The organism is Streptomyces boninensis (genome assembly GCF_048572725.1).
In the GTDB taxonomy this organism is placed as follows: Bacteria; Actinomycetota; Actinomycetes; order Streptomycetales; family Streptomycetaceae; genus Streptomyces; species Streptomyces boninensis.
Genome location: NZ_CP183837.1, coordinates 9,498,041 through 9,522,695, shown reverse-complemented (window position 1 = coordinate 9,522,695; position 24,655 = coordinate 9,498,041). Strand labels below are relative to the sequence as shown.

Sequence of the window (24,655 nt, the reverse complement as noted above, 5' to 3'; positions counted from 1 at the left end):
ATCAGCTCCCCGCCAGGTAGGCGTCGTCCAGGATCAGGTCGTTGAACATGTTGTAGCGGTAGCCCTTCAGTGACCGGCTCATCGCGTACGTGCCCGAGCTGCTGACCAGGTCGATGACGAACTGCTGGTCCAGGAGCAGGTCGGTGACCTCGCGGTGGACCGCCGCGGCCGCGTCGGCGTCGGTGGCCTTCCAGGCGCGCTGGGCGAGGTCGCGGTAGCGGGGGTCGGTGAAGTTGGAGGCGTTCTTCTCGGCGTTGAAGGGATACGCGCCGTTGAGGAGGGTGGCCGGGTTGAGCTGGCCGAAGCCGTGGCCGTTGATCCACAGGCCGGGAAATGAGGCGGTGTTCAGGCGCTGCTGGAACTCGGCCGGCTGCAGCGGCTCGATGCGGGTCTCCAGGCCGATCTCACGCAGCCCGTCCTGCACGATCTCGGCGATCGAGCGCGGGCCGCCGGGTTCGTTGCCGTTGATGGTGAGCTGCAGGCGGGCGCCCCGGGCCCCGGCGTCGGCGATGAGTCGGCGGGCGCGTTCGAGGTCGCGGTGGTAGTGGCCGGCGGCGCGGCGGTCGTACGCGGGCGAGGTCGGCGTCCAGGGGATGGAGGTAATGACGCCAACGCCGGCGGTGCCCATGTCGCGGATGCGGTCGCGGTCGACGGACCAGGCGATGGCCTGGCGCACCCGCTTGTCGTCCAGCGGCTTCCGCTTCACATTGCAGCCGATGTACTGGCCGTTGTCGCGGGTGGCGACCTCGACCAGGCGGAGCCGGTCGTCGGCCTTCACATTGCGGCCGTTGCTGGGGTTGAGGGCGTACGCGAGATGGGTCTGGCCGCTCTGCAGGGAGGCGACGATGGCCTGCTGCTGGGTGATGATGCGCAGCTCGACGTCGTCCAGGTATGGGCGGCCTGGGCGCCAGTAGCGGGGGTTGCGGGTGAAGCGGGCGGCGACGCCCGGGTCGTAGCCGGCGAAGCGGAAGGCGCCGGTGCCGTTGAGCTCCTTGCCCGCTTCGAGTTCGGGGAGCGACTCGTGATCGAAGATCAGCATGATTTCGCACAGGTCGAAGAAGTTGCTGATGCCGTGGGCGAGCCGGAGCGTGATCTCGTGCCGCCCGGTGACCTCGGCGTCCTTGATGACGGCGGCGGCGGAGGCGAGCTGGCCCGGCACGCCCTTCTTGCTCGCCTGGTACGCGATGTTCTCGGCGACGTCCTCAGGGCCGAAGGGCCGGCCGGAGTGGAAGCGGACGTCGTCGCGCAGCCGCAGCACGATCGTGCGGCCGCCGTCGGATATCTCCCAGTCGGTGGCGAGCTGGGGGCGCGGCTTCAGGGTCTTGTGGTCGTACTCGGTGAGCGTGTTGAAGACCAGCCGGGGCCAGGCGATGTTCGGGGTGTTCTGCTGCCGCAAAGTCGGCAGGTTGAAGTCCTGGACCTGCGCCATCTTCAGGCTGCCGCCGCGATGGCGGGTGCCGCCGCCGCTGCTTCCGACCTGCCGGGCGACGGGCGTGCATCCGGCCACGGCCGCCGCGGCGGCGCCCAGGAGCAGACGTCGCGAAGGCTGCATGAGGCCTCCTCCACCTCGGTGTGAGCGAGCTTCGAACACCAAAGCAGCGGGGTGGTTTTGCTGGCAATACCCGTGAAGGTAATCGATTAACTTCGCAGCCGTTCTGAGGCCGAAATCCCTGGTTTTGAGGGGGTACGTACTATGCGAACTCTTGACGGCTCGGGTCGTCGTCGGTTAAACGAATAAGGTGCACAAGCCAGTTAAGCGGGCCCGACCCACCGCGCGGGACGTCGCGGAGCTCGCCGGGGTCTCCGTCGCCACCGTCTCGCATGTCGTCAACGGCCGTGGTGGCCGCTTCGGCGACGCCACTCGCGACCGCGTCCTGGCCGCCGTGAGCGAGCTCGGTTACGCGCCCAACAGCTCGGCCCGCGGCCTGCGCAGGCAGCGCACCGACCAGGTCGCGCTGCTCGTCGGCTCGATCGGGGTGCCCGCGAACGACCGCCTGGCCGCCCAGCTCCACGAGGCCGCGGACGCCGCCGGATACGGCGTGCTGACGCTGCTGGTCGACTCCGAGCTGCGCGCCCGGCACGCCCTGGACCTGCTGCACCGCGGCATCGCTGACGGCGCCGTGATCTCCGACCCGTACCACTGCCTGGACGGCGACCGGTTGCCCGCCCTCGCCCGCAGCCACCTCTCCATGGTCGTCATGGACAACACCGTCACGCCCGACGGCTTCGACGTGCTGCGCATGCGTGAGCTGGAGGCCTGCGCGGAAGGCCTCGACCAGCTGATCGGCGGCCGCCGGCGGCGGGTCGCCTTCATCGGCCACCAGTCCGACCTGCGCGACACCGGCCGCCCCACCGAGCGTTACGCCGCCTACGCCCAGGCGCTGGAGCGGCACGGCCTGGAACCGGACGAGCGGCTCGTCGTGTCCGGCGCCGACGACCGCTCGCAGAGCTACTGGGCGATGACCGGCCTGCTGCAGCTCGCCCACCCGCCCGACGCGGTCTTCTGCGCCTCCGACCGGGCGGCGGTGTCGGCGATCTGGGCCGTACGGGACGCGGGCCTGTCCGTGCCGACGGATGTCGCCGTGCTCGGCGCCGGAAACATCAAAGAGGGCCTGATCACCCGCCCCGCACTGTCCACCGTCGGCCTGCCGCAGCTCGACTTCGGCGAGGTGCTGCGGCTGCTCTTCGAGCGGCTGGCGGCGCCGGAGCCGCTGCCCGGCCGCGAGGTGGTGCAGGAGTGGGCGTTCATACCCCGAGGTTCTACGTAACACCACGCAACACCACGAAAGGACACCGCATGCCGTCCAGGCGCCCGAACGTCATCGTCGTCTTCACCGACCAGCAGCGCTGGGACACGACGGGGGCGCACGGCAATCCGCTCGGCCTGACCCCGGAGTTCGACCGGATGGCCCGTACCGGCACGCACGCGGTGCAGGCCTGCACGCCGCAGCCCGTGTGCGCGCCCGCGCGGGCGGCGCTGCAGACGGGCCAGTACCCGACGACGAACGGCGTCTTCCGCAACGGGATCACCCTGTCCGAGGACTCCCGCACCCTCGCCCACCACTTCGGCGACGCGGGCTACGCCACCGGCTACATCGGCAAGTGGCACCTCGCGGACGGCGACCCGGTGCCGGCCGATCAGCGCGGCGGCTACGACCACTGGCTGGGCGCCAACACCCTCGAGTTCACCTCGGACGCGTACAAGACGGTGATGTACGACGAGGACGGCGAGCCGGTGCGGCTGCCCGGCTATCGCTCGGACGCCGTCTTCGACGCGGCGATACGTTTCGCCGCCGATCATCACGAGGAGCCGTACTACCTCTTCTGCTCGCTGATCGAGCCCCACCACCAGAATGAGGTCGACTCCTACCCGGCGCCCGACGGCTACGCCGACCGCTACCAGGGCCGCTGGATGCCGCCGGACCTCGGCACGCTCTCCGCCGAGGGCGGCACCGCGCACCGCCACATGGGCGGCTACCTCGGCCAGATCCGCCGGGTGGACGAGGGCCTGGGCCGGCTCTTCGACGCGCTGCGCAGCATGGACCTCCTCGACGACACGATCGTGGCCTTCACCTCCGACCACGGCAGCCACTTCAAGACCCGCAACTCCGAGTACAAGCGCTCCTGCCACGACGGCTCGGTCCGGGTGCCTCTGGCGGTCCGCGGCCCCGGCTTCGAGGGCGGCCGGGCGATCGACACACCGGTGTCGACGGTCGACCTGCCACCGACGCTGCTGGACGCGGCCGGCCTTGGGGTGCCGGAGGAGATGCAGGGCCGCTCCTTCCTGCCGCTGGTCCGCGACCCGGGCGCCGAGTGGCCGGACGACGTGCTGATCCAGGTGAGCGAGTCGGAGTGCGGCCGGGCGCTGCGGACCGGGCGGTGGAAGTACTACGTCAGCGCCCCCGGCGTGGACCCCTGGGAGGAGTCCGCGGCCGGGAGCTACCGGGAGGCGGCGCTGTACGACCTGGCGCACGACCCGTACGAGCTGGACAACCTCGCAGGCCTCGCCTCCCACCGCGAGCTCGCGGACGGGCTGCGGGACCGCCTCGTCGCCCGGATGGTCGCGGCGGGCGAGGCGGCGCCGGAGATCGAGCCCGCGCCCGTACGGACGCATCCGCAGCGCCTGGTGGACCCGACCGTGCACTCCTTCAAGCTCGACGGGGTGCGCTTCGGGCACCAGGCGCGCTGACTAGTCGCCGCCGCGGTCCAGCCAGGTCACCTCCCGCGGGGAGAGGCGGACGCCGAGGCCTGCCATCGACGTGCGGGTCTCGGAGATCTGGCGCGGGCCGATCAGCGGGAAGACCTGGTAGGGCTGGTGCAGCAGCCAGGCGAGGGCGATCGCGGTCGGGTGGACGCCGTGGTCGCGGGCGAGCTTGCGGGCGCGGTCGAGGCGCGCGAAGTTGGCGTCCGAGTAGAAGCAGCGGACCAGCTCGGCGTCGCTGGTGTCGTCGGGGCGGGCCCGGCCGGTGAAGAAGCCGCGGGCCTGGCTGGACCACGGGAAGAGTGCGATGTCGCGCTCGCGCAGCCACTGCTGCGCGTCCGGGTCGCCGACGTGCTTGCAGCCCGCCCAGGGGAGTTCCTGGGCGCGGGCGAGGCTGAGGTGGTTGCTGAGCACGGTGAAGGGGCGGCGGCCGTTGGCCTGCGCCCATTCGTTGGCCTCGTCGACGCGTTCGGTGCTCCAGTTGGAGCCGCCGTAAACGCTGATGCGGCCGGCCCGGTGGTGCGCGTCGAGGACGTCCACGAACTCCCCCGCCGGGATGTCGGGGTTGTCGCGGTGCATCATGTAGATGTCGACATGGTCGGTGCCCAGCCGCTCCAGGCTGGTCTCCAGCTGGCGGCTCAGCGACTCGGGATCGCAGTGCGGCGTGTGGGCGCCCTTGCCGATGACGACGGCCTCGTCCCGTACGCCGCGGTCCCGCAGCCAGCGGCCGAGCTGCCCTTCCAACTGCCCGTTGCCGTAGATGAAGGCGGTGTCGAAGGCGGTGCCGCCGCGCTCGAAGAAGTCATCGAAGATGACGGAGGCGTGCACCCGGTCGGTCTGGTTGTCGACGCCCATGACCAGGCGGGAGATGTCCTTGTCCACGCCCTTGATACGGCCGTGCGGCATGGCGGCGTCGGCGCGGCGGGCGAGCGGGCGGCCGGAGGCGGTGGGCACCTTGGCCTCCGGGGCTTCGCTCTCGTAGCGCTGGCCGATGGCTGCCCGCCAGGCGTCCTGGACGGCGAGGTTGCCGAGGGTGTCGTCCCAGCTCATCTGCGGCGACTGGCGGTCGGCGAGGTGGGCGGCGACGGTGTCGGCCTCGGCGGCGTAGATGTGCGCGGGCTCGACCTCGATGCGCTGCGGCTCCTCGCCGACGCGGTGCAGCAGCAGCTCGGTGGGCTCGCCGTCGCCGCAGAACCAGGGGTCAGGGACCTCAAGATAGCCGCGCGATCCGTAGATCCGGACGCGGTTGGCGTCGGTGAGCCGGACGCCGGTGGTGACCTGGGCGGTGAGCCCGGCGGCGAAGTGCAGGGTGGCGACGGCCCATTCGTCCACGCCGGTCTCGCCGACGGTGCCGGCGCCGGTGACCCGCTCGGGCTCGGCGAAGGGAGCGCCGGTGGCGGCGCCTGCGAGCAGCCTGGCCATGGACACCGGATAGCCGCCGACGTCGAGAATGCCGCCGCCGGCCAGGGCCTGGGACAGCGTCCGGCTCTCCGGGGCGAAGGCGGCGCCGCCGAAGGAGAACTGCGCCTGGATGTGGTGCGGTTCGCCGACCGCGCCGTCGCGTACGAGCTGCGCGACCTTGGCGGTCTGCGGGGTGCAGCGGTACATGTACGCCTCCATCAGGAAGACGTCGCTGCGTATCGCCGCTTCGAGGACGGCGGTCGCCCAGGCGCGGTTGATGGCCAGGGGCTTCTCCACGAGCAGGTGCTTGCCGGCCTCGGCGGCCCGTATCGCCCACTCGACGTGCTGTGGGTGGGGGGTGGCGATGTAGACGGCGTCCACGGTGTCGTCGTCGAGGAGTTCTTGGTACGAGCCGTGCGCCCGCGTCGCGCCGAAGCGGTCCGCGAAGGCGCGGGCGGAGTCGGGGGTGCGGCTGCCGACGGCCGCCAGGGTGCCGGTGTGGGAGTGCGGCAGCTGCCCGGCGAAGCGGGCGGCGATGTTGCCGGTGCCCAGGATGCCCCAGGCGACCTGGGCGGTGGCGTCAGTGCTGTCAGGCATGGAGCGGGAACCTCTCTGGTGGTGCGGGTGTTTCAGCTTCAGAACTTCATGGCGCCGGCGGCCAGGTTGGCGATGAAGTGGCGGGCGCCGATCAGGAAGACGCCGATGAGGGGGATGACGGACATGAAGGCGCCTGCGATCACCATGGACTGGTCGGAGGTGTAGATGCCGTTGAGCTGCTGCACGGCGACCTGGAGGGTCAGCTTGCCGGGGTCGGTCATCACGATCAGCGGCCACAGGTAGTCGTTCCAGATGGTGAAGAAGGTGAAGATCCCCAGGAAGGCGAGCCCGGGGCGCAGGACGGGGAGCCCGACGGTCCACCACTGGCGGAAGAAGCCGGCGCCGTCGACCTTTGCGGCATGGATGAGCTCGTCGGCGATCGCCCCTTGTGCGTACTGGCGCATCCAGAAGATGCCGAACGCATTGGCCGCGCCGGGGATGATAAGCGCCTTGAGCGAGCCGACCCAGCCCAGCCAGGCGAGGGTGACGAACTGCGGCACCAGCGCCAGCTGCATCGGGATCATGAAGGTGGCCAGCACGATCCAGAAGAGCACGGTCCGGCCCGGGAACTGATACTTGGCGAAGGCGAAGGCGGCGAGCGAGTCGAAGAACAGCACCAGGAAGGTGGTGGCGACGGCGGCCACGATGGTGATGCCCATCGAGCCCCAGAAGTCGGTCCCGTCGAACACCTTGTTCATGTTCTCCCAGAGGTGGGAGCCGGGGATCAGCTTGGGCGGGTAGGCGAAGATGTCGCCGGTGGTGTTCGAGGCCATCACGAACATCCAGTAGAACGGGAAGACCGTGATCAGCACGCCGAACATCAGCACGGCGTGGCCCAGCACCATCCGGACCTTGGCAGCTCTTTCAGCTTGCACGGGACTTCCCCTTCCTCTTGCGGCCGGTGCCCATCGCGTCCTCACCCCGGCCGCCGATCAGCCGCCAGTTGATGACAGAGAAGATGGCGATGAGGATGAACAGCGCCCAGCCGATCGCTGCGCCGTAGCCGAACCGGTTGAAGATAAAGGCCTGCTGGTAGAGGTAGAGCACGATGGTGGTGGCCTCGCCGCCGGGACCGCCGACGTTGCCGCTGTTGTCGGGGAAGAGCACCTGCGGCTCGGTGAAGAGCTGCAGGCCGCCGATGGTGGAGGTGATGGCCACGAAGAGGATCACCGGGCGGAGCATCGGAATGGTGATCCGGAAGAAGGTCTGCCGGTTGTTTGCGCCGTCGACCCTCGCGGCCTCGTAGATGTCGCTGGAGATGGCCTGGAGACCGGCCAGGCAGATGATGGCGTTGTAGCCGACCCAGCGCCAGGTGGTGATCGCCGCGACCGATACCTTCATCGCCCATGGGTCGGAGAGCCAGCCGACCTCGCCGGCGCTGATCGCCCGCAGCATGCCGTTGAGCAGCCCGGAGCTGCCGCTGAAGATCGACCCGAGGACGAGGGTCATGGCGACGATCGAGGTGATGTTCGGGATGAAATAGGCGATCCGGTAGAACGCCTTGAACCGTACGGCGGTGTGCAGCGCATAGGCGATGACCAGCGCCAGGAAGATCATGGGGACCGTGGCGAGGACCCAGATGATGAGTGTGTTGGTGATCGAGTGCCAGAAGTCGCTGTCCGTCACCAGGTAGGAGTAGTTCTCCCAGCCGATCGAATGCATCGGCCCGATGCCGTCCCACGACATGAACGACAGGTAGATGGAGTAGCCGACGGGGAAGACCCCGAATACGGCGAAGATGATGAAGAACGGCGACACCGCTGCGTACATCGGCCAGTAGCGGCGCCAGCCCGGCAGCGGCTTCGATCCGTCCTGCTGCTTCCCGGCAGTGCTACGGCCACCCGGCTTGCCGGCCCGGGAGCGGAGAGGTTCGGCGACCGTCATTCAGAGCACCCCCTCGCGGGTGAGTTCGCGCTCGATCTGGTCCTGGGCGTCCTTCCAGGCACTGGCGACGCTCTTGCCGGACTGGAGGTTGGTCATTTCGGCCTGGAAGATGGGGGTGAGGATCCGGTCGTACGGGCTCTTGTACACGGTCTTGACCTGCTCGGCCGACCTGCCGAAGACGTCCGTGGTGCGCTGTCCGTCGTAGAACGGCCGCGGCTCGCGCATGGCCGGTTCCTTGAATGCCTGCGGTGAGGAGGGGAAGAGCGACATCTCCGTGTAGGCCTTGACCTGGTTCGAAGGCGACTGCAGCCAGGAGATGAACCGGAAGGCCGCCTCCGGGTCCTTGGAGTATTTGGTGATCGCCAGAAAGGACCCGCCGACATTGCCGGCGCCACCGGGCGGGTCGGCCACCCGCCACTTGCCCTTGGTCTTGGGCGCGGCCGACTCGGGGTACGCCAGGCCCCACCACACCGCGGCGATCGCGACCGGCTGGCGCCCGCTGGTGACCACGCCCGGCACGTCGGTGGAGCCGTCGAGGGCGCCGGCGGAGAGACCGTCTTTTGCGATCCGGTAGCCGAGCTCGAAGATCTCACGTAGCTCGTCGCGGTCCCCGATGTACTTGTCATCCCGGGTCATATAGCGCTTGGGCAACTGGCCCACCCGGATGTCCCAGACCTCCTTGAGGTTGGGGAAGAGCACCGTGCGCTCCCTGGCCTTCTGCAGCTTTCGGCCGAGCCTGAGGTGGCCGTCCCAGTCGGATACCTGCTCCGCAAGCTCCTTCGGGTCGATCGTGACCCCGGCCGCCTTGAGGATGTCGGTGCGGTAGAACAGCCCGGTCGGCCCGGTGTCCATGGGGAATGCGATCATCTTGCCCTCGGGCGTGATGCATTCATTCCACTTCCAGTCCAGGTAGCGGTCCTTCAGCTCCGCGGCCCCGAAGTCGTTCAGGTCGACGAACTCGTCCTGGTTGGGGAAGTAAGTCGCCACGTCCGAGTTGATTCCGATGATGTCCGGCACCATCGATTTGCCGGCCAGCGTGGTGCGGACCTTGGTGTTGTAGTTGCCGCCGATGTTCGTACGGGCAAGGCGCAGCCCCTTGGCGCCGGGGATGCCCTTGGTCTCCGCCTCGCCGACGAGCTTGTTGCTCACCGACCGGTCCCAGGTCCACAGCGTGATCTCGTCCTTCGCGCCCAGCGAGCGCTGCGAGCCGCAGCCCGTGAGCCCGAGCGCCCCGGTGGCGGCGGCACCCGCGCCGAGCGCCAGGAGCCGTCTGCGTGACACAGCCATCAGGTATGCACCGCCTCTGACTTTGCGAAAAATGTTTCGGTCGGGCGTGGTGGTGCTGGACCATAGGACTGCCCCAGGACGCCGTCAATGCGTTGCGCAAGCCGTTGACTTGGACGAATGTGCGGCGAGTTGGACGAATGCGCGGCGGCATCGCCGATCGGTGCTTGCGACATTCTTTTCGACGGCGGCCGCCGGTACCCTGTGCCCGGGGAGAAGGGGGAGCCATGCCGTCAGGGCCAAGCCGCGTCACACTCGCAACGGTCGCCGCATCCGCCGGAGTGTCCGTCCCCACGGTGTCCAAGGTCGTCAACGGGCGGCCCGACGTCTCGCCCGCCACCCGCGCCCGCGTGCTGGAGCTGCTGCGTCGCCACGACTACGGCGGCAATCGCGACGACCTGCGCGGCCACCCCACGGTCGAGCTGTTCTTCGGCAAGTGGCGGCTGACCGCGTATTCGGTGGAGGTAATCCAGGGCGTGATCGCCGCCGGCGCCCGCTCGGGCGTCGCCATCGTCGTCGGCAGCCAGGTGAACCTCGACCCCTCCCCCACACCCGCCGACTGGGCTCGGAGCCTCGTATCTGCTGGGCGCCGCGCGGTCGTCGCGATGGCGAACACCCTGCCCGGGGACATGATTGACGCGCTGGGCCAGGTCGAGCTGCCCCTGGTGGTGATCGACCCGCTGCGGCTTACCGAGTCGTCGGTGCCGAGCGTGGGCTCCACCAACTTCGCCGGCGGCCACGCGGCCACCCACCACCTGCTCACCCTGGGGCACCGCCGCATCGCGTACCTCGGCAGCTACCCCGACGTCGCCTGCAACCTGGCCCGGCTGCACGGCTTCCGCAGCGCGATGGAGACGGCGGAAGCGCCGGTGCCGGCCGAGCGGGTCCACCATGCGGGCGAGTTCAGTTACGAGTGCGGGATCAGCGGCGGCGGCAAGCTGCTCGACCTCCCGGACCGCCCCACGGCGGTCTTCGCCGCGAGCGACGAGCTGGCCGCCGGGCTGGTCGAGGCCGCGCGCGGCAGAGGGCTGCGGGTGCCGGAGGACCTCAGCGTCGCCGGCTTCGACGACACCCAGGTCGCCGAGAACTGCGCGCCGCCGCTGACCACCGTGCACCAGCCGCTCCAGGAGATGGGCGCGGTCGCGCTGCGCACCGCGCTGCGGCTGGCCGCGGGCGAGGAGATCGACTCCCGCCACGTCGAGCTCGCCACCCACCTGGTCGTACGGGCCTCCACCGCGCCGCCGCCGGCCGCGCCTGGAGCGCCGTAGCGACGCCGATGGGGGTCCAGAAGTTGCGGCGGGTGCGCACCCCACCGGGAGAATTACGGGCATAAGCCGTCAATCCCGCTCGGGAGGTAGCACCCGTGGCACACATAGTCAGGGCCGCGGCAGTGGCGCTCATGGTCACGTTCTCATCGTCCGCGTGTGCCATGGATGTCATCAGCGGCGGCGAGGCACAAGCCGAGCCAGGCCCGCCGGAGGCCCTCTACCTGCAGAAAACCGCGGATGACGGCCCGGACCCGTTCACCGGGTCGACGGCGAGCGAGACGCCGGAGGAGGCCACGACCCCGGCGCAGCCGGGCGGCAAGCGGATCTACGTCGGCTCCACGGCCGGCCTGTACGGCGGGACGAAGTACAAGGCCAGCTGCGATGTGAACAAGCAGATCGAGTTCCTCGCCGCCCACCCGGACAAGCAGGCGGCCTTCGCGAAGGTGCTGGGCCTGTCCGCGGCCGACGTGCCCGGCTATCTGAAGTCCCTGACCTCGGTCCTCGTACGCGCCGACACCCGGGTCACCAACCACGGCTTCAAGAACGGCGAGGCCACCCGCTTCTCGTCCGTCCTGCAGGCGGGCACGGCGGTGCTCGTCGACTCCCGCGGCGTCCCCCGGGTGCGCTGCGCCTGCGGCAATCCGCTCACCCGGACCTCCTCGCTGCAGGACAAGGCCGACTACCGCGGCACCCCGTGGAAGGGCTTCCGCCCGAGCCGTACGGTCATCATCACCCCGGCGCCGCAGCCGATCGTGAACATCGTGATCGTGGACGTCACGAACAACATCTGGATCGAACGCCCGGTGGAGGGCGGCGACCAGAAGGACGAGGTCCTGCCCGATCCGCCGCCGGATCCGTACGATCCGGATGCCGATCCGGATGAGTCGGAGAGCACGGATCCAGACGAGTCGGACAGCCCCGACCCGGACGAGTCGGACAGCCCGGACCCTGACGAATCGGAGTCCGAGGACACCCCGAGCCCGGAGTCGCCGTCCCCGACGGAGCCGACCCCGGCCCCCTCGGAGCCCACGCCGACGGAGGAGAACCCGGCCCCCGACGCCCCGGACGACACCGACGCCCCGGACCAGCCGGACGCCCCCGAGCAGCCGGACGCGCCGCAGGAGCCGCCCGCCGAAGGCCCGACCGAGGAGCTCCCGCCCGAGGAAGGCCCGCCGGACCAGCCGCCCGGCGAGGCCCCGCCCGACCTGGGCGGCGAGCCCGGCATGGGCGACACCACCGAGCCCGCCGGAGGCGGCGGCGACTGGGGCGTGTGACGGCTAGTCCGGGCGTACGGCCAGCGCGTCGACTTCGAAGAGCAGGTCGTCGCGCACCAGGCCCGCGACCTTGACCGCACTGCTCGCCGGGAGGTTCGCGGCGTCGATGAACTCGTCGCGGACCACCCGGATCGCGGGCATGGACTCGATGTCCGTGACGTGGAGCGTGATTTTGAAGACGTCGGAGAAGGTCAGCCCCTCGGAGGCGAGCGCCTTTCCGAGGTTGCGGAAGACCTGCCGGGCCTGGGCGGCGGGATCGCCCGGGCCGACCAGCTCGCCGTCCGCGTCGAGCGCGATCTGACCGGAGATGGCGACGAGCTCGCCGCGCGCGGGCACCGCATGACGGTAGCCGTTCACCGGCGGCAGCGTCACGCGCGCCAGAAAGGCCCCGAGCGCCGCATTGAAGTCGGCCGCCCGCTCCAGATTCGGCATGTGCGCGGCGCCCTCGATGACGCGCAGCGTGGCGTCCGGCGCCAGCTCGTGCATCAGCTCGGCGTCGGCCACCGGCGTGTACGGGTCGTCGGCGCCGGTCACGACGAGCACCGGGACGCGCAGGTCGCGCAGCGTGTCGCAGTAGTCGGGGCGGCCCGCGCGGGCGCGGTGGGCGAGGGCTGCGCCCGCGGCCGGGGCGCCGTGCATCATGCGGCGGACGTGGGCGGCGACGTCGGGCAGCGCCTCGATGTTGTACGGGGCGACCATCTTGTCAAGCACCTCGTCGGACCACGGCGCCATGCCCTCGGCGAGCAGCCGGTCCGCCATCGCGTGGCGCCGCTTCACGCCCTCGTCGTCCTCGGCCTTGGGGAAGGTGTCGGCCAGGACCACCGCCCGTACCCGCTCCGGGAAGAGCCGGCAGAAGTCCATGACGATCTGGCCGCCCATGGAGAGGCCGCCGATCACGACCCGCCGCAGCCCCAGGTGGTCGAGGAGCGCCGCCAGGTCGCGGGCGAAGTCGGAGAAGTCGGTGGCGCCGGGCGCCCCGCTCGTACCCCCGAAGCCGCGCAGATCGGGGGTGATCACGCGATAGCCCCGCGCGGCGAATTCCGCGGCCTGCGGGGTCCACATCGAGCGGTCGAAAGGGTGGCCGTGGACGAGGAGGAGGGCGTCGCCCGTGCCCTCGTCGTCGTACGCGACCGATATGCCGTTCACCAGTGCGGTTGCCATGCCCCGAGCCTAAGCGGCGGCGCCGGGAACGGCCGATGGGATTTCCCGGCAGCGGGGACCGGCCGGCGCAGGGGGCGCACCCAGCCGGCCGGTCCCCGGCCCGCGTACGGCCGGACGGGGCCGTGTCAGACCCCCGCGGCAGCTCGGCGCGAGGTGACGACGCGGTGCTCGCCGGCGTACACGTTCATGGAGGTGCCGCGCAGGAAGCCGATGAGCGTCATGCCGGCCTCGGCGGCGAGGTCGACGGCCAGCGACGACGGGGCGGAGACGGCGGCGAGGACGGGGATGCCCGCCATCACGGCCTTCTGTGCGAGCTCGAAGGAGGCCCGGCCGGAGACCATCAGCACCGTGCCCGACAGCGGCAGCCGGTCCTCGCGCAGCGCCCGGCCGACGACCTTGTCGACGGCGTTGTGGCGGCCCACGTCCTCGCGGACGTCGAGCAGTTCGCCGCGGTCGGTGAAGAGCGCGGCCGCGTGCAGCCCCCCGGTCCGCTCGAAGACCCGCTGATGCTCACGCAACCGGTCGGGGAGCTGGGCGAGCAGGTCCGTGTCGAGGCGGACCGGGGGGTGGTCGGTGAGGGGGAAGCGGGTCTGGGTGCGGACGGCGTCGAGGCTGGCCTTGCCGCAGAGGCCGCAGGAGGAGGTGGTGTAGACGTTCCGCTCGAGGGTGATGTCGGGGACGGTGACTCCCGGGGCCAGCCGGACGTCCACCACGTTGTACGTATTACTGCCGTCTTCCGTGGCGCCCGCGCAGTAGACGATGCTCGTCAGTTCCTCCGCCGCGCCGATCACGCCCTCGCTCACCAGGAAGCCGGCGGCGAGGGCGAAGTCGTCGCCCGGGGTGCGCATGGTGATGGCGAGGGGCTTGCCGTTCAGCCGGATCTCCAGGGGCTCCTCGGCGACCAGGGTGTCGGCGCGGCTGCTCGCGCCGGTGGCGCGGATGCGCAGGACGCGGCGGCGTTCGGTGACCCGTCCCATGTGCGGTTACTCCTTGGTCTGGACGTGCTGGTAGCCGAAGCGGCCCTTGATGCAGAGGTTGCCGCGGGTGATCGGGTTGTCGTGGGGGGACGACACCTTGACGATCTCGTTGTCCTGGACGTGCAGGGTCAGGTTGCAGCCGACGCCGCAGTACGCGCAGACGGTGGTGGTCTCGGTCTGGGCTTCCTCGTCCCAGGTGCCTTCGGCGCGCATGTCGTACTCGGACTTGAAGCTGAGCGCGCCGGTCGGGCAGACCTCGATGCAATTGCCGCAGTACACGCAGGCGGAGTCGGGCAGCGGGCCGTCGTGCTCGACGGCGATGGTGGTGTCGAAGCCGCGGCCGGCGACGGCGATGGCGAAGGTGTTCTGCCACTGGTCGCCGCAGGCGTCGACGCACTTGTAGCACATGATGCACTTGGCGTAGTCGCGCACGTATAGGTCGTTGTCGACCTTTGCGGGGCGGTCGGCGACGGTGGCGGCGTCCGGGCCGAAGCGGTCGGGGTCCGCGCCGTATTCCCTTATCCATCCGGCGACATGTGGTGTTGTCGACAAGTCGGTTGAGGACGCTAGGAGTTCGAGGACCAGCTTGCGGCTGTGCCGGGCGCGGTCGGTGTCCGTACGCACCTTCATGCCCGGCTCGGCCTTGCGTGAGCAGGCGGGGGCCAGGGTGCGGGCGCCCTCGACCTCGACCACGCAAACCCGGCACGCGTTCTTGGGCGTGAGCGTATCGCCGTAGCAGAGGGTCGGGATGTCCTTGCCCGCGTCGCGGCAGGCGTCGAGGAGGGTGGCGCCCTCGGGGACGCGGACCTGGTCGCCGTCGAGGTCGAATTCGATCAGGCGGCGGGGCAGGCCGAGGGAGACCGGCGTTGTCTGAGTCCGCTCGGGTGTGGTGGTCATTCGTACGCTCCCAGGCGGTCGATGGCGGACTCCACGGCGTTCCATGCGGTCTGGCCGAGGCCGCAGATCGACGCGTCGCGCATGGCCTGGCCGACCTCCCGCATCAGCGCGATGTCGGTGGCGGCCGCGGCGCCGGTCTTGTCGGCGATGCGGTGCAGGGCCTCTTCCTGGCGGACGGTGCCGACGCGGCAGGGCACGCACTGGCCGCAGGACTCGTCGCGGAAGAACTCGGCGATGCGCAGGAGGACTCGGGGCAGGTCGACCGTGTCGTCGATGGCCAGGACGACGCCCGAGCCGAGGGTGGCGCCTGCGGCGCGGGCGCCCTCGATGGTGAGCGGGATGTCGAGTTCGTCGGCGCGGACGAAGCCGCCGGCGGCGCCGCCGAGGAGGACGGCGCGCAGGTCGCGCGGGACGCCGCCGGCGAGATCGAGGAGGTCGCGGAGGGTGGTGTTCTCGTTGAACGGGACCTCGTAGACGCCGGGGCGCTCCAGCGTGCCGCTGACGCAGAAGAGCTTGGTGGCGTCGGTGCGGTACGCCTCGGCGCCGCGGGTGAGGATGGGGAGGACGTTGGCCAGGGTCTCGACGTTGTTGACCGCTGTCGGCTTGCCGAACAGGCCCTTCTCTACCGGGAAGGGGGGCTTGCTGCGGGGCTCGCCGCGCAGGCCCTCGATGGAGTTGAAGATCGCGGTTTCCTCGCCGCAGATGTAGGCGCCGGCGCCGCGGCGGATCTCTATGTCGAACGCGTAGTCGTGGCCGAGGACGCGGTCGCCGAGGAGGCCTCGGGTGCGGGCCTGGTCGATGGCGTGCTGGAGGCGGGCGTACGCGCGGGGGTACTCGCCGCGGAGGTAGAGGTAGCCGTGGTGGGCGCCGATCGCGTAGCCCGCGATCGTCATCGCTTCGATGACGGCGTACGGGTCGCCTTCCATCAGGACGCGGTCCTTGAAGGTGCCTGGCTCGGATTCGTCGGCGTTGCAGACGAGGTAGTGGGGGTGGTCGGGTTGGGAGGCGGTGGCCTGCCACTTGCGGCCGGTGGGGAAGGCGGCGCCGCCTCGGCCCATGAGGCCGGAGTCGGTGACTTCGCGGATTACGGCGGCTGGGCCGATGGAGAGGGCGTTACGGAGGGCGGTGTAGCCGCCAGTGGCGCGGTAGGCGTCTAGGTCGGTGGGGTCGACGGTGCCCACTCGGGACAGCAGCGTCAGTGCCGGGTCGCCGGCTTGGACTTGCGGGACGGCTGCCAGTTCCTCGGCCTCGGGTGGGGCGGCTTCCGGGGCGGTGGCTACCGCCAGCGCGGCTTCGGCTGTGGCCGGGGCGATGACGGCCGTTGCGTTGCGTCGTGGTGCATCGGCGCTTCGCGCCTCGGCCTCAAACGCCGGCCGGGCTGTAGGTGGGCTGTTGCTTCCCGCTTGGATCGCCAGTGCCGCCGGCGCCCGTTCGCACAGGCCCAGGCACGGGCTCTCCTGCCACACCACCCCGTCCTTCGGCTCGCCCGCCTTGCCCAGGCGGTCCTCCAAAGCCGCGCACAACGCGCCCGAGCCCTTCGCCGCGCACGCGATGTCCGTGCAGACGTGCAGCACCTTCGCGGGGCGCGGCTTCAGCGAGAACATGGCGTAAAACGTCGCCACCCCGTACGCCTCCGCCGGCGGGATCGTCAGCCGGCGGCAGATGTAGTCCAGCGCGCCCTCGCTGATCCAGCCGATGCGGTCATTCACCGCGTGCAGTGCCGGGAGGAGCTGGTCGCGGCGGTCGCGGGCCTCGTGGCCGCCCTTGGCCCAGCGGAGGTCCACGTCGTCCCTCGCGCCGCCTTCCCAGCCGGACGGGGCCGGGCCGAGGAGGTCGTCGACCGCATCGCGCTCCTCGTCGGTGGGCTTTGCGTCGGTGTACTTCAGGTCCACTACGCCACCTTCTCGATCCGGATGGCCGAGGCCTTGAACTCCGCGGTGCCCGCGATCGGGCAGTTGGCCTCGATGGTGAGCTGGTTGGTGTCGACCTCGTCCGGGAAGTGGAAGGTCATGAAGGCGAGGCCGGGGCGCAGGCCCGGGTCCACCCATACCGGTGCCAGCACGGTGCCGCGGCGGGACGTGACCCGGACTTCCTCCTCGACCGACACGCCGTAGGCGGCGGCGTCCTCCGGGCACAGCTCGATGTATTCGCCGCGCCGCAGCGGCGAGGCGAAGCTGCCGCTCTGCACGCCGGTGTTGTACGAGTCGAGGCGGCGGCCCGTCGTCAGGCGGAGCGGGTAGTCGTCGTCCGTCAGGTCGACCGGCGGGTCGTGCTCCACCAGGCCGAAGGGGGCTCGCCTGCCGCGCTTGGCCGGGTCGGTCTCCCAAAGGCGGGCGTGCAGGTAGCTCGACGGCAGCTTGTCCTCGTCGGGGCAGGGCCACTGCAGGCCGTGGTGCTCGTCGAGGCGGTCGTACGTCATGCCCCAGTGGTCGGGCGACAGGGCGCGGAGCTCGTTCCAGACCGCCTCCGAGTCGGCGAACTTCCAGTCGTGGCCGAGGCGCGCCGCCATGTCGCAGAGGATGTCGATGTCGTCGCGGGCCTCGCCCGGCGGGGTGAGGGCGGCCCGTACGCGCTGCACGCGGCGCTCGCTGTTGGTCGTCGTGCCGTCGGCCTCCGCCCAGGAGGCGGTCGCGGGCAGCACCACATCTGCCAGCTCCGCGGTCTTCGTCAGGAAGATGTCCTGTACGACCAGGTGGTCCAGGGCCGCGAGGCGGCGCAGTGCCTGTTCGCTGTCGGCCTCGGACTGGGCCGGGTTCTCGCCGATGCAGTAGACGGCGCGGAGGGTGCCCTCCTCCATGGCCTCGAACATGTCCGTCAGCGTCATGCCGTAGCTCGGCTGGATCACCGTGTCCCAGGCGGTCTCGAACTTCGCGCGGTGGCCGTCGTCGAGGATGTCCTGGAAGCCGGGGAGGCGGTTGGGGATGGCGCCCATGTCGCCGCCGCCCTGGACGTTGTTCTGGCCGCGGAGCGGCTGGACGCCGGAGCCGTACCGGCCTACGTGGCCGGTCAGCAGCGACAGGTTGATCAGGGCGCGGACGTTGTCCGTGCCGTTGTGGTGCTCGGTGATGCCGAGGGTCCAGCAGAGCTGGGCGCGTTCGGCCGTCGCGTAGACGTGGGCCAGCTCACGGATCGCCTCCGCGGGCACCCCCGTCACCTGCTCCGCCGTCTCCAGCGTCCACGGCTCGACCAGCGCCACGTACTCCGCGAAGCCGCTCGTGGCCCGCTCGATGAAGGCCTTGTTGTGCAGGCCCTCCTGGATGATCTCGCGGCCGATGGCATGCGCCAGGGCGATGTCGGTGCCGACGTTCAGGCCCAGCCAGCGGTCCGACCACTCCGCCGTGGAGGTGCGGCGCGGGTCGACGGCGAACATCCGGGCGCCGCCCCGGATGCCCTTCAGGACGTGCTGGAAGAAGATCGGGTGCGCGAAGCGGGCGTTGGAGCCCCACATCACGATCACGTCGGTGTCCTCGACCTCCCCGTACGAGGAGGTGCCGCCGCCGGAGCCGAAGGCCGCGGAGAGGCCGGCGACGCTCGGCGCGTGGCAGGTGCGGTTGCAGGAGTCGACGTTGTTGGTGCCCATCACCACGCGGGTGAATTTCTGCGCCACATAGTTCATTTCGTTGGTGGCGCGGGCGCAGGACAGCATCGCGAAGGAGTCGGGGCCGTGGGCCTCACGGGTCCTGCGGAATCCCCCGGCGGCGCGGTCGAGGGCCTCGTCCCAGGTGGCGCGGCGGAACGGTTCGTCGCGGGAGTCCCGGACCAGAGGGTGGGTGATCCTGGGGTAGGTCTTGCGTCCTTTGCGGTCCTTCATTGCGCGCTCCCTTGCGTGCTGCTCGCTATCGCGGGGGCTCTTTCGAAGTCGACAGAATATTGTCTACAGTATCCGTTCGACGGCGGTCAAGGCTCGTGCACGGGCCTCAACCCGCCTGCCGGAATGGCTGGTTGGCAGAAAGGCGGCGCGCATGACCACGCTCGACGAACGGCCCCTCGCCCGGCACCACGACTCCCACGCCTCCCCCACCCCCTGGCCACAAGCCCGCCGCATCGCGGCCGAGGCCGCCCAGCCACTCCCCGCCCGCGACGCGCCCCTGCGCCGCTGCCGCGGCCGCGCCCTCGCCGAACCACTCGTCGCCGGCCTCCCGCTGCCCGCCTTCGACACCGCCGCCATGGACGGGTACGCGGTGGCGGGCCCGGCGCCATGGCGCGTGGTGGGCCGCGTCCTCGCCGGCCGGGAGGCGGTCATCGACCGCATCGCCCCGGGCGAGGCCGTGGAGATCGCCACCGGCGCGCTCGTCCCCGCGGGCGCGAGCGCGGTCCTCCCGTACGAACACGCCGCCCACGGCACCGAGACGATCACGGGTGAGGTCAAGCACGGACGTCACATCCGCCGCCGCGGCGAGGAGTGCGCACAGGGGCGCGAGGTGCTGCCCGCCGGCACCGTCGTCTCCCCCGCCGCGCTCGGCCTCGCCGCGAGCCTCGGCTGCGACCGGCTCGCCGTCCACCGGCGCCCGCAGGTCGCGGTGCTGGTGACCGGCGACGAGGTCGTCAGGCGCGGCACTCCCCCGCCGGGCCGGGTGCGGGACGCCATCGGCCCGCTGCTGCCCGGCCTGGTCGAGTGGGCGGGCGGCGAGCCGCTGCCGACGACGTACGTGCCCGATGGGCGCACCCCGCTCGCCGAGGGTCTCGTACGGGCGGCACGCGCCACCGATGTGATCGCGGCGTGCGGGGCGTCGTCCCGCGGGCCCGCCGATCACCTGCGCGGCACGCTGCGCGAGTTGGGCGCCGAGTTTCTGGTGGACGGCGTGGCCTGCCGTCCCGGGCATCCGCAGCTGCTCGCCCGGCTGCCCTGCGGCACACTCGTCGCGGGGCTGCCCGGCAATCCGTACGCCGCCTACGCCGCCGGACTCACCCTCCTCGCCCCGCTGCTGGGCCGGCTCGCCGGGCGCGCCCCGTCCGGCCCGCGCTACGCTGCCCTGACCGCACCACCCGCGCACGTCGTCCCGCACGCCAGGGACACCCGCCTGGTCCCGGTCACCGTCGACACCGCCGGCGCCACCCCCGTCGGCCACGACCGCCCCGGGCTGCTGTGGGGAGCCGCCTCGGCCGACGCCCTGGCCGTGCTGCCGCCGGGCACCGAACTGCCCGCGCGTGTCGAGCTGTTGGAAATGCCGAGGTGACACGCAAACCCGCGCCACCCTCCGTGTGAAGAGGATCACGATCTGCCGATCGGGTGGCTGGCGGCGGGCAGTACTCCGTAGACTGTAGACAAAAGCCAATCGAGGCCGGGGGGAAGCGATGCTCTCCACAGGACTGCCACAGGGGGCCATGCCCAAGCTGGAGCGCCCTGGACCGCTCCGCGAGCGCGTGTACGAGGCGCTGCTCGACCTGATCATCACGCGCGCCCTCAGCCCCGGGCAGCACCTGGTCGAGACCGAGCTCGCCGGCCACCTCGGCGTATCGCGGCAGCCCGTACGGGAGGCGCTGCAGCGGCTGAACACCGAGGGCTGGGTCGATCTGCGCCCCGCCCAGGGCGCGTTCGTGCACGAGCCGACCGAGCAGGAGGCCGACCAGCTCCTCGTCGTCCGCGCGCTGCTGGAGACGGAGGCCGCCCGGCTGGCCGCGGCCAACGCGACCGGCGCCGGAGTGAAGGAGCTGGAGCGGCTGTGCACCGTCGGCGAGGCCGCGGTCGAGGCCGACAATGTCGACGAGGTCGTGGCCGCCAACGCCGCCTTCCACGCGTACGTCATGGAGCTCGCCGGCAATGCGGTGCTGAAGGAGCTCGCCGGCCAGGTGGACCGCCGCGTCCGCTGGTACTACACCCCCGTCGCCCGGCAGCGCGGCGCCCAGTCCTGGATCGAGCACCGCGAGCTGATCGCCGCCATAAAGGGCCGCGACGAGGCCGAGGCGCAGGCCGTGATGCGTACGCACACGGAGCACACCCGCACCTCGTACCACCAGCGGCAGAAGGAAGAGGGCAAGGGCTGACGCACGTGGGGCCCGCCGCGGGGAGCGGGCGGGCCCTGAACGTGCGCGGGGACGGGCTGGGGGCTACTCGGCCTCCCTGCTGATCGGCTTCGGGTTGGGGCTGACGACCAGCCGGCCCCGGTAGTCGCGCCCCGGCGCCTTGAGGAAGAGCGCGATGAAGAACGCCAGCAAGGACAGGGAGCCGGCCAGGGTGAAGGCCCCGTTGAGGCCCCAGGCGGTCACCGCTACGGAGCCCATTCCGGCGCCCAGGCCGGAAACGAGCTTGGAGCTGTAGACCATGCCGTAGTTGGAGGCGTTGTTGTTCTCGCCGAAGTAGTCGGCGGTCATGGCCGCGAACATCGGGAAGATCGCGCCGCCGCCGAATCCGGAGATGGCGGAGAAGACCAGGAACAGCGGCAGGTTCTTGATGTCGGCCGACCAGATGATGCCGAACTGCGAGAGGCCCAGGACGATACAGACGAAGAGCAGGCATTCCTTGCGTCCGTACCGGTCGGAGAGCCAGCCGATGACACCACGGCCGGTGCCGTTCACGATGGCCTTCAGGGACATGGCCGTCGCCACGATCCCGGCGGCGAAGCCGGCCTCCTCGCCGATGTCGACCTGGAACGAGATGCCGAAGATATTGACGCCCGAGGTGAAGGCGAGGCAGACCCACATCACCGCGACCCGGCCGGTCTTCCAGGCCTCCTTGGGCGAGTACTGCTGGATCGCCGGCGGGTTCTTCTGCAGCGAACGGGCCGCCCGCGGGTCCTTCGGCGGGTTGAGCGGGTCGATCGCCTCGGGCCACCAGTTCTTCGGCGGGTCCTTGAAGAAGAATCCCGCGTACGCCACTGCGGCGGCGAGGAACAGCCCTGCCGAGACCAGCACCCACTGGTAGTTACTCGCGTTCATGTAGCCGTGGAAAATGAAGACGAAGGGCACCGAACCGTAGGCGAAACCGCCGTTCACAAAGCCGGTCTTGCCGCCCTTGCGCTCCGGATACCACTTGCCGACCATGTTGACGCAGGTGGCGTACACCATGCCCGCGCCCATGCCGCTGAACACGCCGAAGCCGATGACGGCCAGCATGACGTGCGGTGCGTAGGCCAGCGAGAGATAACCGATGAAGGTGCCCGCCGCGCCGAGCATCATCGCCCAGCGGGCCGGCAGTTTCCCGGACTCGCGCAGCTTGCCCGCCGGGAAGGCGACCGCGGCCTGGCAGAACACCCAGGCGGTCAGCATCCAGTAGATGCTGGTGCTGGACCAGGCGTGCGCCTCATGCAGTGTGTCCTCGGCGGACGCGAACGCGTACTCCGCCGAGGAAATGCCCATCATGCCGATCCACGGCAGGATGACCATCCACTTGCGCTTGCGGCCCATGATGTCGATGTCGGACTCACCCAGCCTGTAGGTGCGTCCATTGGAGTCGGTCACCTCCCGGTACGAGGCGACCTTTGGAAAGTCAGTTGTTGTCACGGCTGTTGCACCCCTTGCGTGGAGAGATTCCGGACAGCGCCCCCTGCCTGATCTCTTGCTGTGCTGTGGTGCACCGGGCCCCGCCCCGCCTGACCGGGCGGGACCCGGGGTGCTGCGGTGTTACGTGAGCAGACCCGCGGCCCGGGCCCAGCGGTACTTCGCGCCCAGCACCGCGACCGGCTTCTCGGTCGTGTACGGGTACGCAACAACTCCGCGCTCGAAGAGGTACTGGCACGCCTCCTCGACCTCCGTGTCGCCCGCGAGGGACGCCACGACGGGCTTGACGTTGCCCTTGGCCCGCTCCTCCGCCACCACGCGGGCGGCGAGCTCGGCGAAGACCATGGGCGGGGTGACGATCGTGTGCCAGTAGCCGAGGACCAGGGAGTGGATGCGCGGGTCCCTGAGCCCGAGGCGGATCGTCGCCTCGTACGTGGACGGCGGTTCGCCGCCGGTGATGTCGATCGGGTTGCCCGCCGCGCCGAAGGGCGGGATGTACTTCATGAACGCCTCGTTGAGGTCCTCCGGGATGTCCATGAGGTGCATGCCGTTGTCGACGATGGCGTCGGAGAGCAGCACGCCCGAGCCGCCGGCGCCCGTGATGATCACGACATTGTCGCCCTGCGGCGTGGGCAGGACGGGCAGCGCCCGCGCGTACTCGAGCATCTCGTTGAGGCCCGGCGCCCGGATGACGCCCGCCTGCTTGAGGATGTCGTCGTACACGGCGTCGTCACCGGCGAGCGCGCCGGTGTGCGAGCCCGCGGCCTTGGCCCCCGCGGACGTACGCCCCGCCTTGAGGACGACCACCGGCTTCTTCGGCACGGTCTGGCGGGCGGCCTCCACGAAGGCGCGGCCGTCCTTGAGGTCCTCCAGGTGCATCGCGACGACCTCGGTGTTCTCGTCCTCGCCGAAGTACGTCAGCAGGTCGTCCTCGTCCACGTCCGACTTGTTGCCCAGGCCGACGATCGCGGAGACGCCGGTCTTGGTCGTACGGGCAAAGCCGAGGATCGCCATGCCGATGCCGCCCGACTGGGAGGTCAGCGCCACGCCGCCCTTGACGTCGTACGGGGTGCAGAAGGTGGCGCAGAGGTCCTGCCAGGTGGAGTAGTAGCCGTAGATGTTCGGGCCGAGGATGCGGATGTTGTGCTCGGCCGCGATGTCCACGATCTTCTGCTGCAGCTCGTGCTCGCCGGTCTCGGCGAAGCCGGAGGGGATGAGGACCGCGTTGGGGATGTTCTTGCGGCCCACGTCCTCCAGCGTGGAGGGCACGAACTTCGCCGGGATGGCGAAGACCGCGACGTCCACCTCGCCGGGCACGTCCGAGATCGACTTGTAGGCCTTGCGGCCCAGGATGTCGTCGGCCTTCGGGTTGACCGGGTGGATGTCGCCGGCGAAGCCCCCGTTGATGAGGTTCTTCATCACCGAATTGCCGATCTTGCCTTCCTCGTTCGAGGCGCCGATGACGGCGACCGAACGCGGCTTCATCAGCCGGTTCATGGAGGCGAGGATCTCGTCGCGGGAGAAGGTGCGGCGGGCCGGCTGCGCGCCGTCGGCGAGGATGATCCGCAGGTCCGCTGCCAGGGCCCCCTCGGGGGTGGCGATGACCGGGTTGAGGTCCACCTCGGCGATCTCCGGGAAGTCGGTGACCAGCTCCGAGACCCGGCGGATCTGCTCGGCGACCGCCCAGCGGTCCACCGCCTCTCCCCCGCGCACGCCGCGCAGGATCTCGGCGGCTCCGATGGAGTCCAGCATCCCGGCGGCGGTGTCCGCGTCGACCGGCGCCAGCCGGAAGGTGACGTCCTTGAGCACCTCCACCAGCACCCCGCCGAGCCCGAAGGCGACGACCTTGCCGAAGGTGGGGTCGGTGACCGCGCCGACGATGACCTCGTGCGCGTCGGGCCCCGAGGGCAGCATCTGCTGCACCTGCACGCCCTCGATCTTCGCCTCCGGGTTGTACGCGCCCGCGTTCTCGATGATGCGGTGGAAGGAGGCCCGTACCTCGGCGGCCCCCTCGATGCCGACCTCCACTCCCCCGGCGTCGGTCTTGTGCAGGATGTCGGGCGAGACGATCTTCAGGACGACCTTGCCGTCGAAGCGGGCGGCCGCGGCCACCGCCGCGTCGACGTCCTTCGCCAGCTCCTCGCCGGGGGCGGCGATTCCGTACGCGTCGGCGACCTGCTTCGCCTCCGGTGCGGTCAGTGCGGTGCGGCCGTCGGCGGCGACCTGCTTCAGCAGCGCCTTGACGGACTCGCGGGCCTGGGGCTCGACCATGGG

The 24,655-nt window shown here is 70.6% G+C and carries 18 protein-coding genes; 6 read left to right on the top strand and 12 right to left on the bottom strand.

All coding sequences use genetic code 11. The features are described from left to right. Position 1 precedes the first annotated feature (1 nt). Entirely contained in the window at positions 2 to 1,552 is a 1,551-nt protein-coding gene (locus ACNNMR_RS42795; protein WP_420000169.1) for an ABC transporter substrate-binding protein, read from the bottom strand. A 187-nt stretch (positions 1,553 to 1,739) separates the two neighbouring features. On the opposite strand from ACNNMR_RS42795, the gene ACNNMR_RS42790 reads away from it, so the two are divergent. Both ACNNMR_RS42790 and ACNNMR_RS42785 read left to right on the top strand, forming a co-directional pair. Further along, positions 1,740 to 2,768: a LacI family DNA-binding transcriptional regulator gene (locus ACNNMR_RS42790; protein ID WP_420000168.1), complete on the top strand. Its 1,029-nt coding sequence runs from the start codon at positions 1,740 to 1,742 to the stop codon at positions 2,766 to 2,768. A gap of 29 nt (positions 2,769 to 2,797) precedes the next feature. Next, complete coding sequence (locus ACNNMR_RS42785; protein ID WP_420000167.1) at positions 2,798 to 4,189, top strand: sulfatase-like hydrolase/transferase; 1,392 nt, start codon at positions 2,798 to 2,800, stop codon at positions 4,187 to 4,189. On the opposite strand, the gene ACNNMR_RS42780 is transcribed toward ACNNMR_RS42785, so the two are convergent. The 4 genes from ACNNMR_RS42780 to ACNNMR_RS42765 are packed head-to-tail and all read right to left on the bottom strand — an operon-like array spanning position 4,190 to position 9,364. After that, a complete protein-coding gene (locus ACNNMR_RS42780) occupies positions 4,190 to 6,199 on the bottom strand; it encodes an aldo/keto reductase (protein ID WP_420000166.1) in 2,010 nt (669 codons plus the stop codon). Positions 6,200 to 6,237: 38 nt separating this feature from the next. Further along, positions 6,238 to 7,074, bottom strand: a complete 837-nt coding sequence (locus tag ACNNMR_RS42775) for a carbohydrate ABC transporter permease (protein WP_420000165.1) — start codon at positions 7,072 to 7,074, stop codon at positions 6,238 to 6,240. Further along, positions 7,064 to 8,083 carry a carbohydrate ABC transporter permease gene (locus tag ACNNMR_RS42770; protein ID WP_420000164.1) on the bottom strand — a complete coding sequence of 340 codons (1,020 nt, stop codon included), beginning with the start codon at positions 8,081 to 8,083 and terminating at the stop codon, positions 7,064 to 7,066. Before ACNNMR_RS42770 ends, ACNNMR_RS42775 begins: the two co-directional genes overlap by 11 nt. Beyond that, entirely contained in the window at positions 8,084 to 9,364 is a 1,281-nt protein-coding gene (locus ACNNMR_RS42765) for an ABC transporter substrate-binding protein (RefSeq protein ID WP_420000163.1), read from the bottom strand. It lies immediately after the preceding gene. A gap of 230 nt (positions 9,365 to 9,594) precedes the next feature. Here ACNNMR_RS42765 and ACNNMR_RS42760 point away from each other — a divergent pair, with 230 nt between their 5' ends. After that, positions 9,595 to 10,635: a LacI family DNA-binding transcriptional regulator gene (locus ACNNMR_RS42760; protein ID WP_420000162.1), complete on the top strand. Its 1,041-nt coding sequence runs from the start codon at positions 9,595 to 9,597 to the stop codon at positions 10,633 to 10,635. Between the two features lie 95 nt (positions 10,636 to 10,730). Beyond that, a complete protein-coding gene (locus tag ACNNMR_RS42755) occupies positions 10,731 to 11,909 on the top strand; it encodes a DUF6777 domain-containing protein (protein ID WP_420000161.1) in 1,179 nt (392 codons plus the stop codon). A gap of 3 nt (positions 11,910 to 11,912) precedes the next feature. Here ACNNMR_RS42755 and ACNNMR_RS42750 read toward each other — a convergent pair whose 3' ends face one another. The 5 genes from ACNNMR_RS42750 to ACNNMR_RS42730 all read right to left on the bottom strand — a co-directional run bounded on the left by ACNNMR_RS42750 (position 11,913) and on the right by ACNNMR_RS42730 (position 18,755). After that, positions 11,913 to 13,070, bottom strand: coding sequence for an alpha/beta fold hydrolase (locus ACNNMR_RS42750; RefSeq protein WP_420000160.1), 1,158 nt, complete (start codon positions 13,068 to 13,070; stop codon positions 11,913 to 11,915). Positions 13,071 to 13,195: 125 nt separating this feature from the next. After that, positions 13,196 to 14,047 carry a formate dehydrogenase accessory sulfurtransferase FdhD gene (fdhD, locus tag ACNNMR_RS42745; RefSeq protein ID WP_420000159.1) on the bottom strand — a complete coding sequence of 284 codons (852 nt, stop codon included), beginning with the start codon at positions 14,045 to 14,047 and terminating at the stop codon, positions 13,196 to 13,198. A gap of 6 nt (positions 14,048 to 14,053) precedes the next feature. After that, the gene (locus tag ACNNMR_RS42740; RefSeq protein ID WP_420000158.1) at positions 14,054 to 14,944 is read right to left on the bottom strand and encodes a 2Fe-2S iron-sulfur cluster-binding protein; all 891 of its coding nucleotides are present in this window, start codon (positions 14,942 to 14,944) and stop codon (positions 14,054 to 14,056) included. Beyond that, the gene (locus ACNNMR_RS42735) at positions 14,941 to 16,836 is read right to left on the bottom strand and encodes an NAD(P)H-dependent oxidoreductase subunit E (protein ID WP_420000157.1); all 1,896 of its coding nucleotides are present in this window, start codon (positions 16,834 to 16,836) and stop codon (positions 14,941 to 14,943) included. Before ACNNMR_RS42735 ends, ACNNMR_RS42740 begins: the two co-directional genes overlap by 4 nt. Further along, positions 16,836 to 18,755 carry a molybdopterin oxidoreductase family protein gene (locus ACNNMR_RS42730; protein WP_420000156.1) on the bottom strand — a complete coding sequence of 640 codons (1,920 nt, stop codon included), beginning with the start codon at positions 18,753 to 18,755 and terminating at the stop codon, positions 16,836 to 16,838. Before ACNNMR_RS42730 ends, ACNNMR_RS42735 begins: the two co-directional genes overlap by 1 nt. Positions 18,756 to 18,906: 151 nt before the next feature. On the opposite strand from ACNNMR_RS42730, the gene ACNNMR_RS42725 reads away from it, so the two are divergent. Together ACNNMR_RS42725 and ACNNMR_RS42720 are read left to right on the top strand one after the other, a co-directional pair. After that, positions 18,907 to 20,121 (top strand): molybdopterin molybdotransferase MoeA, encoded by a 1,215-nt coding sequence (locus ACNNMR_RS42725; RefSeq protein WP_420000155.1) that lies wholly within the window; start codon positions 18,907 to 18,909, stop codon positions 20,119 to 20,121. Between the two features lie 118 nt (positions 20,122 to 20,239). Continuing rightward, positions 20,240 to 20,929: a GntR family transcriptional regulator gene (locus tag ACNNMR_RS42720; protein WP_420000154.1), complete on the top strand. Its 690-nt coding sequence runs from the start codon at positions 20,240 to 20,242 to the stop codon at positions 20,927 to 20,929. Positions 20,930 to 20,992: 63 nt separating this feature from the next. Here ACNNMR_RS42720 and ACNNMR_RS42715 read toward each other — a convergent pair whose 3' ends face one another. After that, a complete protein-coding gene (locus tag ACNNMR_RS42715) occupies positions 20,993 to 22,384 on the bottom strand; it encodes an OFA family MFS transporter (protein WP_420000153.1) in 1,392 nt (463 codons plus the stop codon). Between the two features lie 120 nt (positions 22,385 to 22,504). Next, positions 22,505 to 24,652 (bottom strand): acetate--CoA ligase family protein, encoded by a 2,148-nt coding sequence (locus ACNNMR_RS42710; protein ID WP_420000152.1) that lies wholly within the window; start codon positions 24,650 to 24,652, stop codon positions 22,505 to 22,507. Positions 24,653 to 24,655 lie beyond the last annotated feature (3 nt).

What these genes read in the sequence shown, in the direction of transcription:
- ACNNMR_RS42795 (WP_420000169.1), bottom strand. Translation starts at nt 1,552, where the DNA reads ATGCAGCCTTCGCGACGTCTGCTCCTGGGCGCCGCCGCGGCGGCCGTG.
- ACNNMR_RS42780 (WP_420000166.1), bottom strand. Translation starts at nt 6,199, where the DNA reads ATGCCTGACAGCACTGACGCCACCGCCCAGGTCGCCTGGGGCATCCTG.
- fdhD (WP_420000159.1), bottom strand. Translation starts at nt 14,047, where the DNA reads ATGGGACGGGTCACCGAACGCCGCCGCGTCCTGCGCATCCGCGCCACC.
- ACNNMR_RS42730 (WP_420000156.1), bottom strand. Translation starts at nt 18,755, where the DNA reads ATGAAGGACCGCAAAGGACGCAAGACCTACCCCAGGATCACCCACCCT.
- ACNNMR_RS42710 (WP_420000152.1), bottom strand. Translation starts at nt 24,652, where the DNA reads ATGGTCGAGCCCCAGGCCCGCGAGTCCGTCAAGGCGCTGCTGAAGCAG.
- ACNNMR_RS42770 (WP_420000164.1), bottom strand. Translation starts at nt 8,083, where the DNA reads ATGACGGTCGCCGAACCTCTCCGCTCCCGGGCCGGCAAGCCGGGTGGC.
- ACNNMR_RS42720 (WP_420000154.1), top strand. Translation starts at nt 20,240, where the DNA reads ATGCTCTCCACAGGACTGCCACAGGGGGCCATGCCCAAGCTGGAGCGC.
- ACNNMR_RS42740 (WP_420000158.1), bottom strand. Translation starts at nt 14,944, where the DNA reads ATGACCACCACACCCGAGCGGACTCAGACAACGCCGGTCTCCCTCGGC.
- ACNNMR_RS42725 (WP_420000155.1), top strand. Translation starts at nt 18,907, where the DNA reads ATGACCACGCTCGACGAACGGCCCCTCGCCCGGCACCACGACTCCCAC.
- ACNNMR_RS42760 (WP_420000162.1), top strand. Translation starts at nt 9,595, where the DNA reads ATGCCGTCAGGGCCAAGCCGCGTCACACTCGCAACGGTCGCCGCATCC.
- ACNNMR_RS42785 (WP_420000167.1), top strand. Translation starts at nt 2,798, where the DNA reads ATGCCGTCCAGGCGCCCGAACGTCATCGTCGTCTTCACCGACCAGCAG.
- ACNNMR_RS42750 (WP_420000160.1), bottom strand. Translation starts at nt 13,070, where the DNA reads ATGGCAACCGCACTGGTGAACGGCATATCGGTCGCGTACGACGACGAG.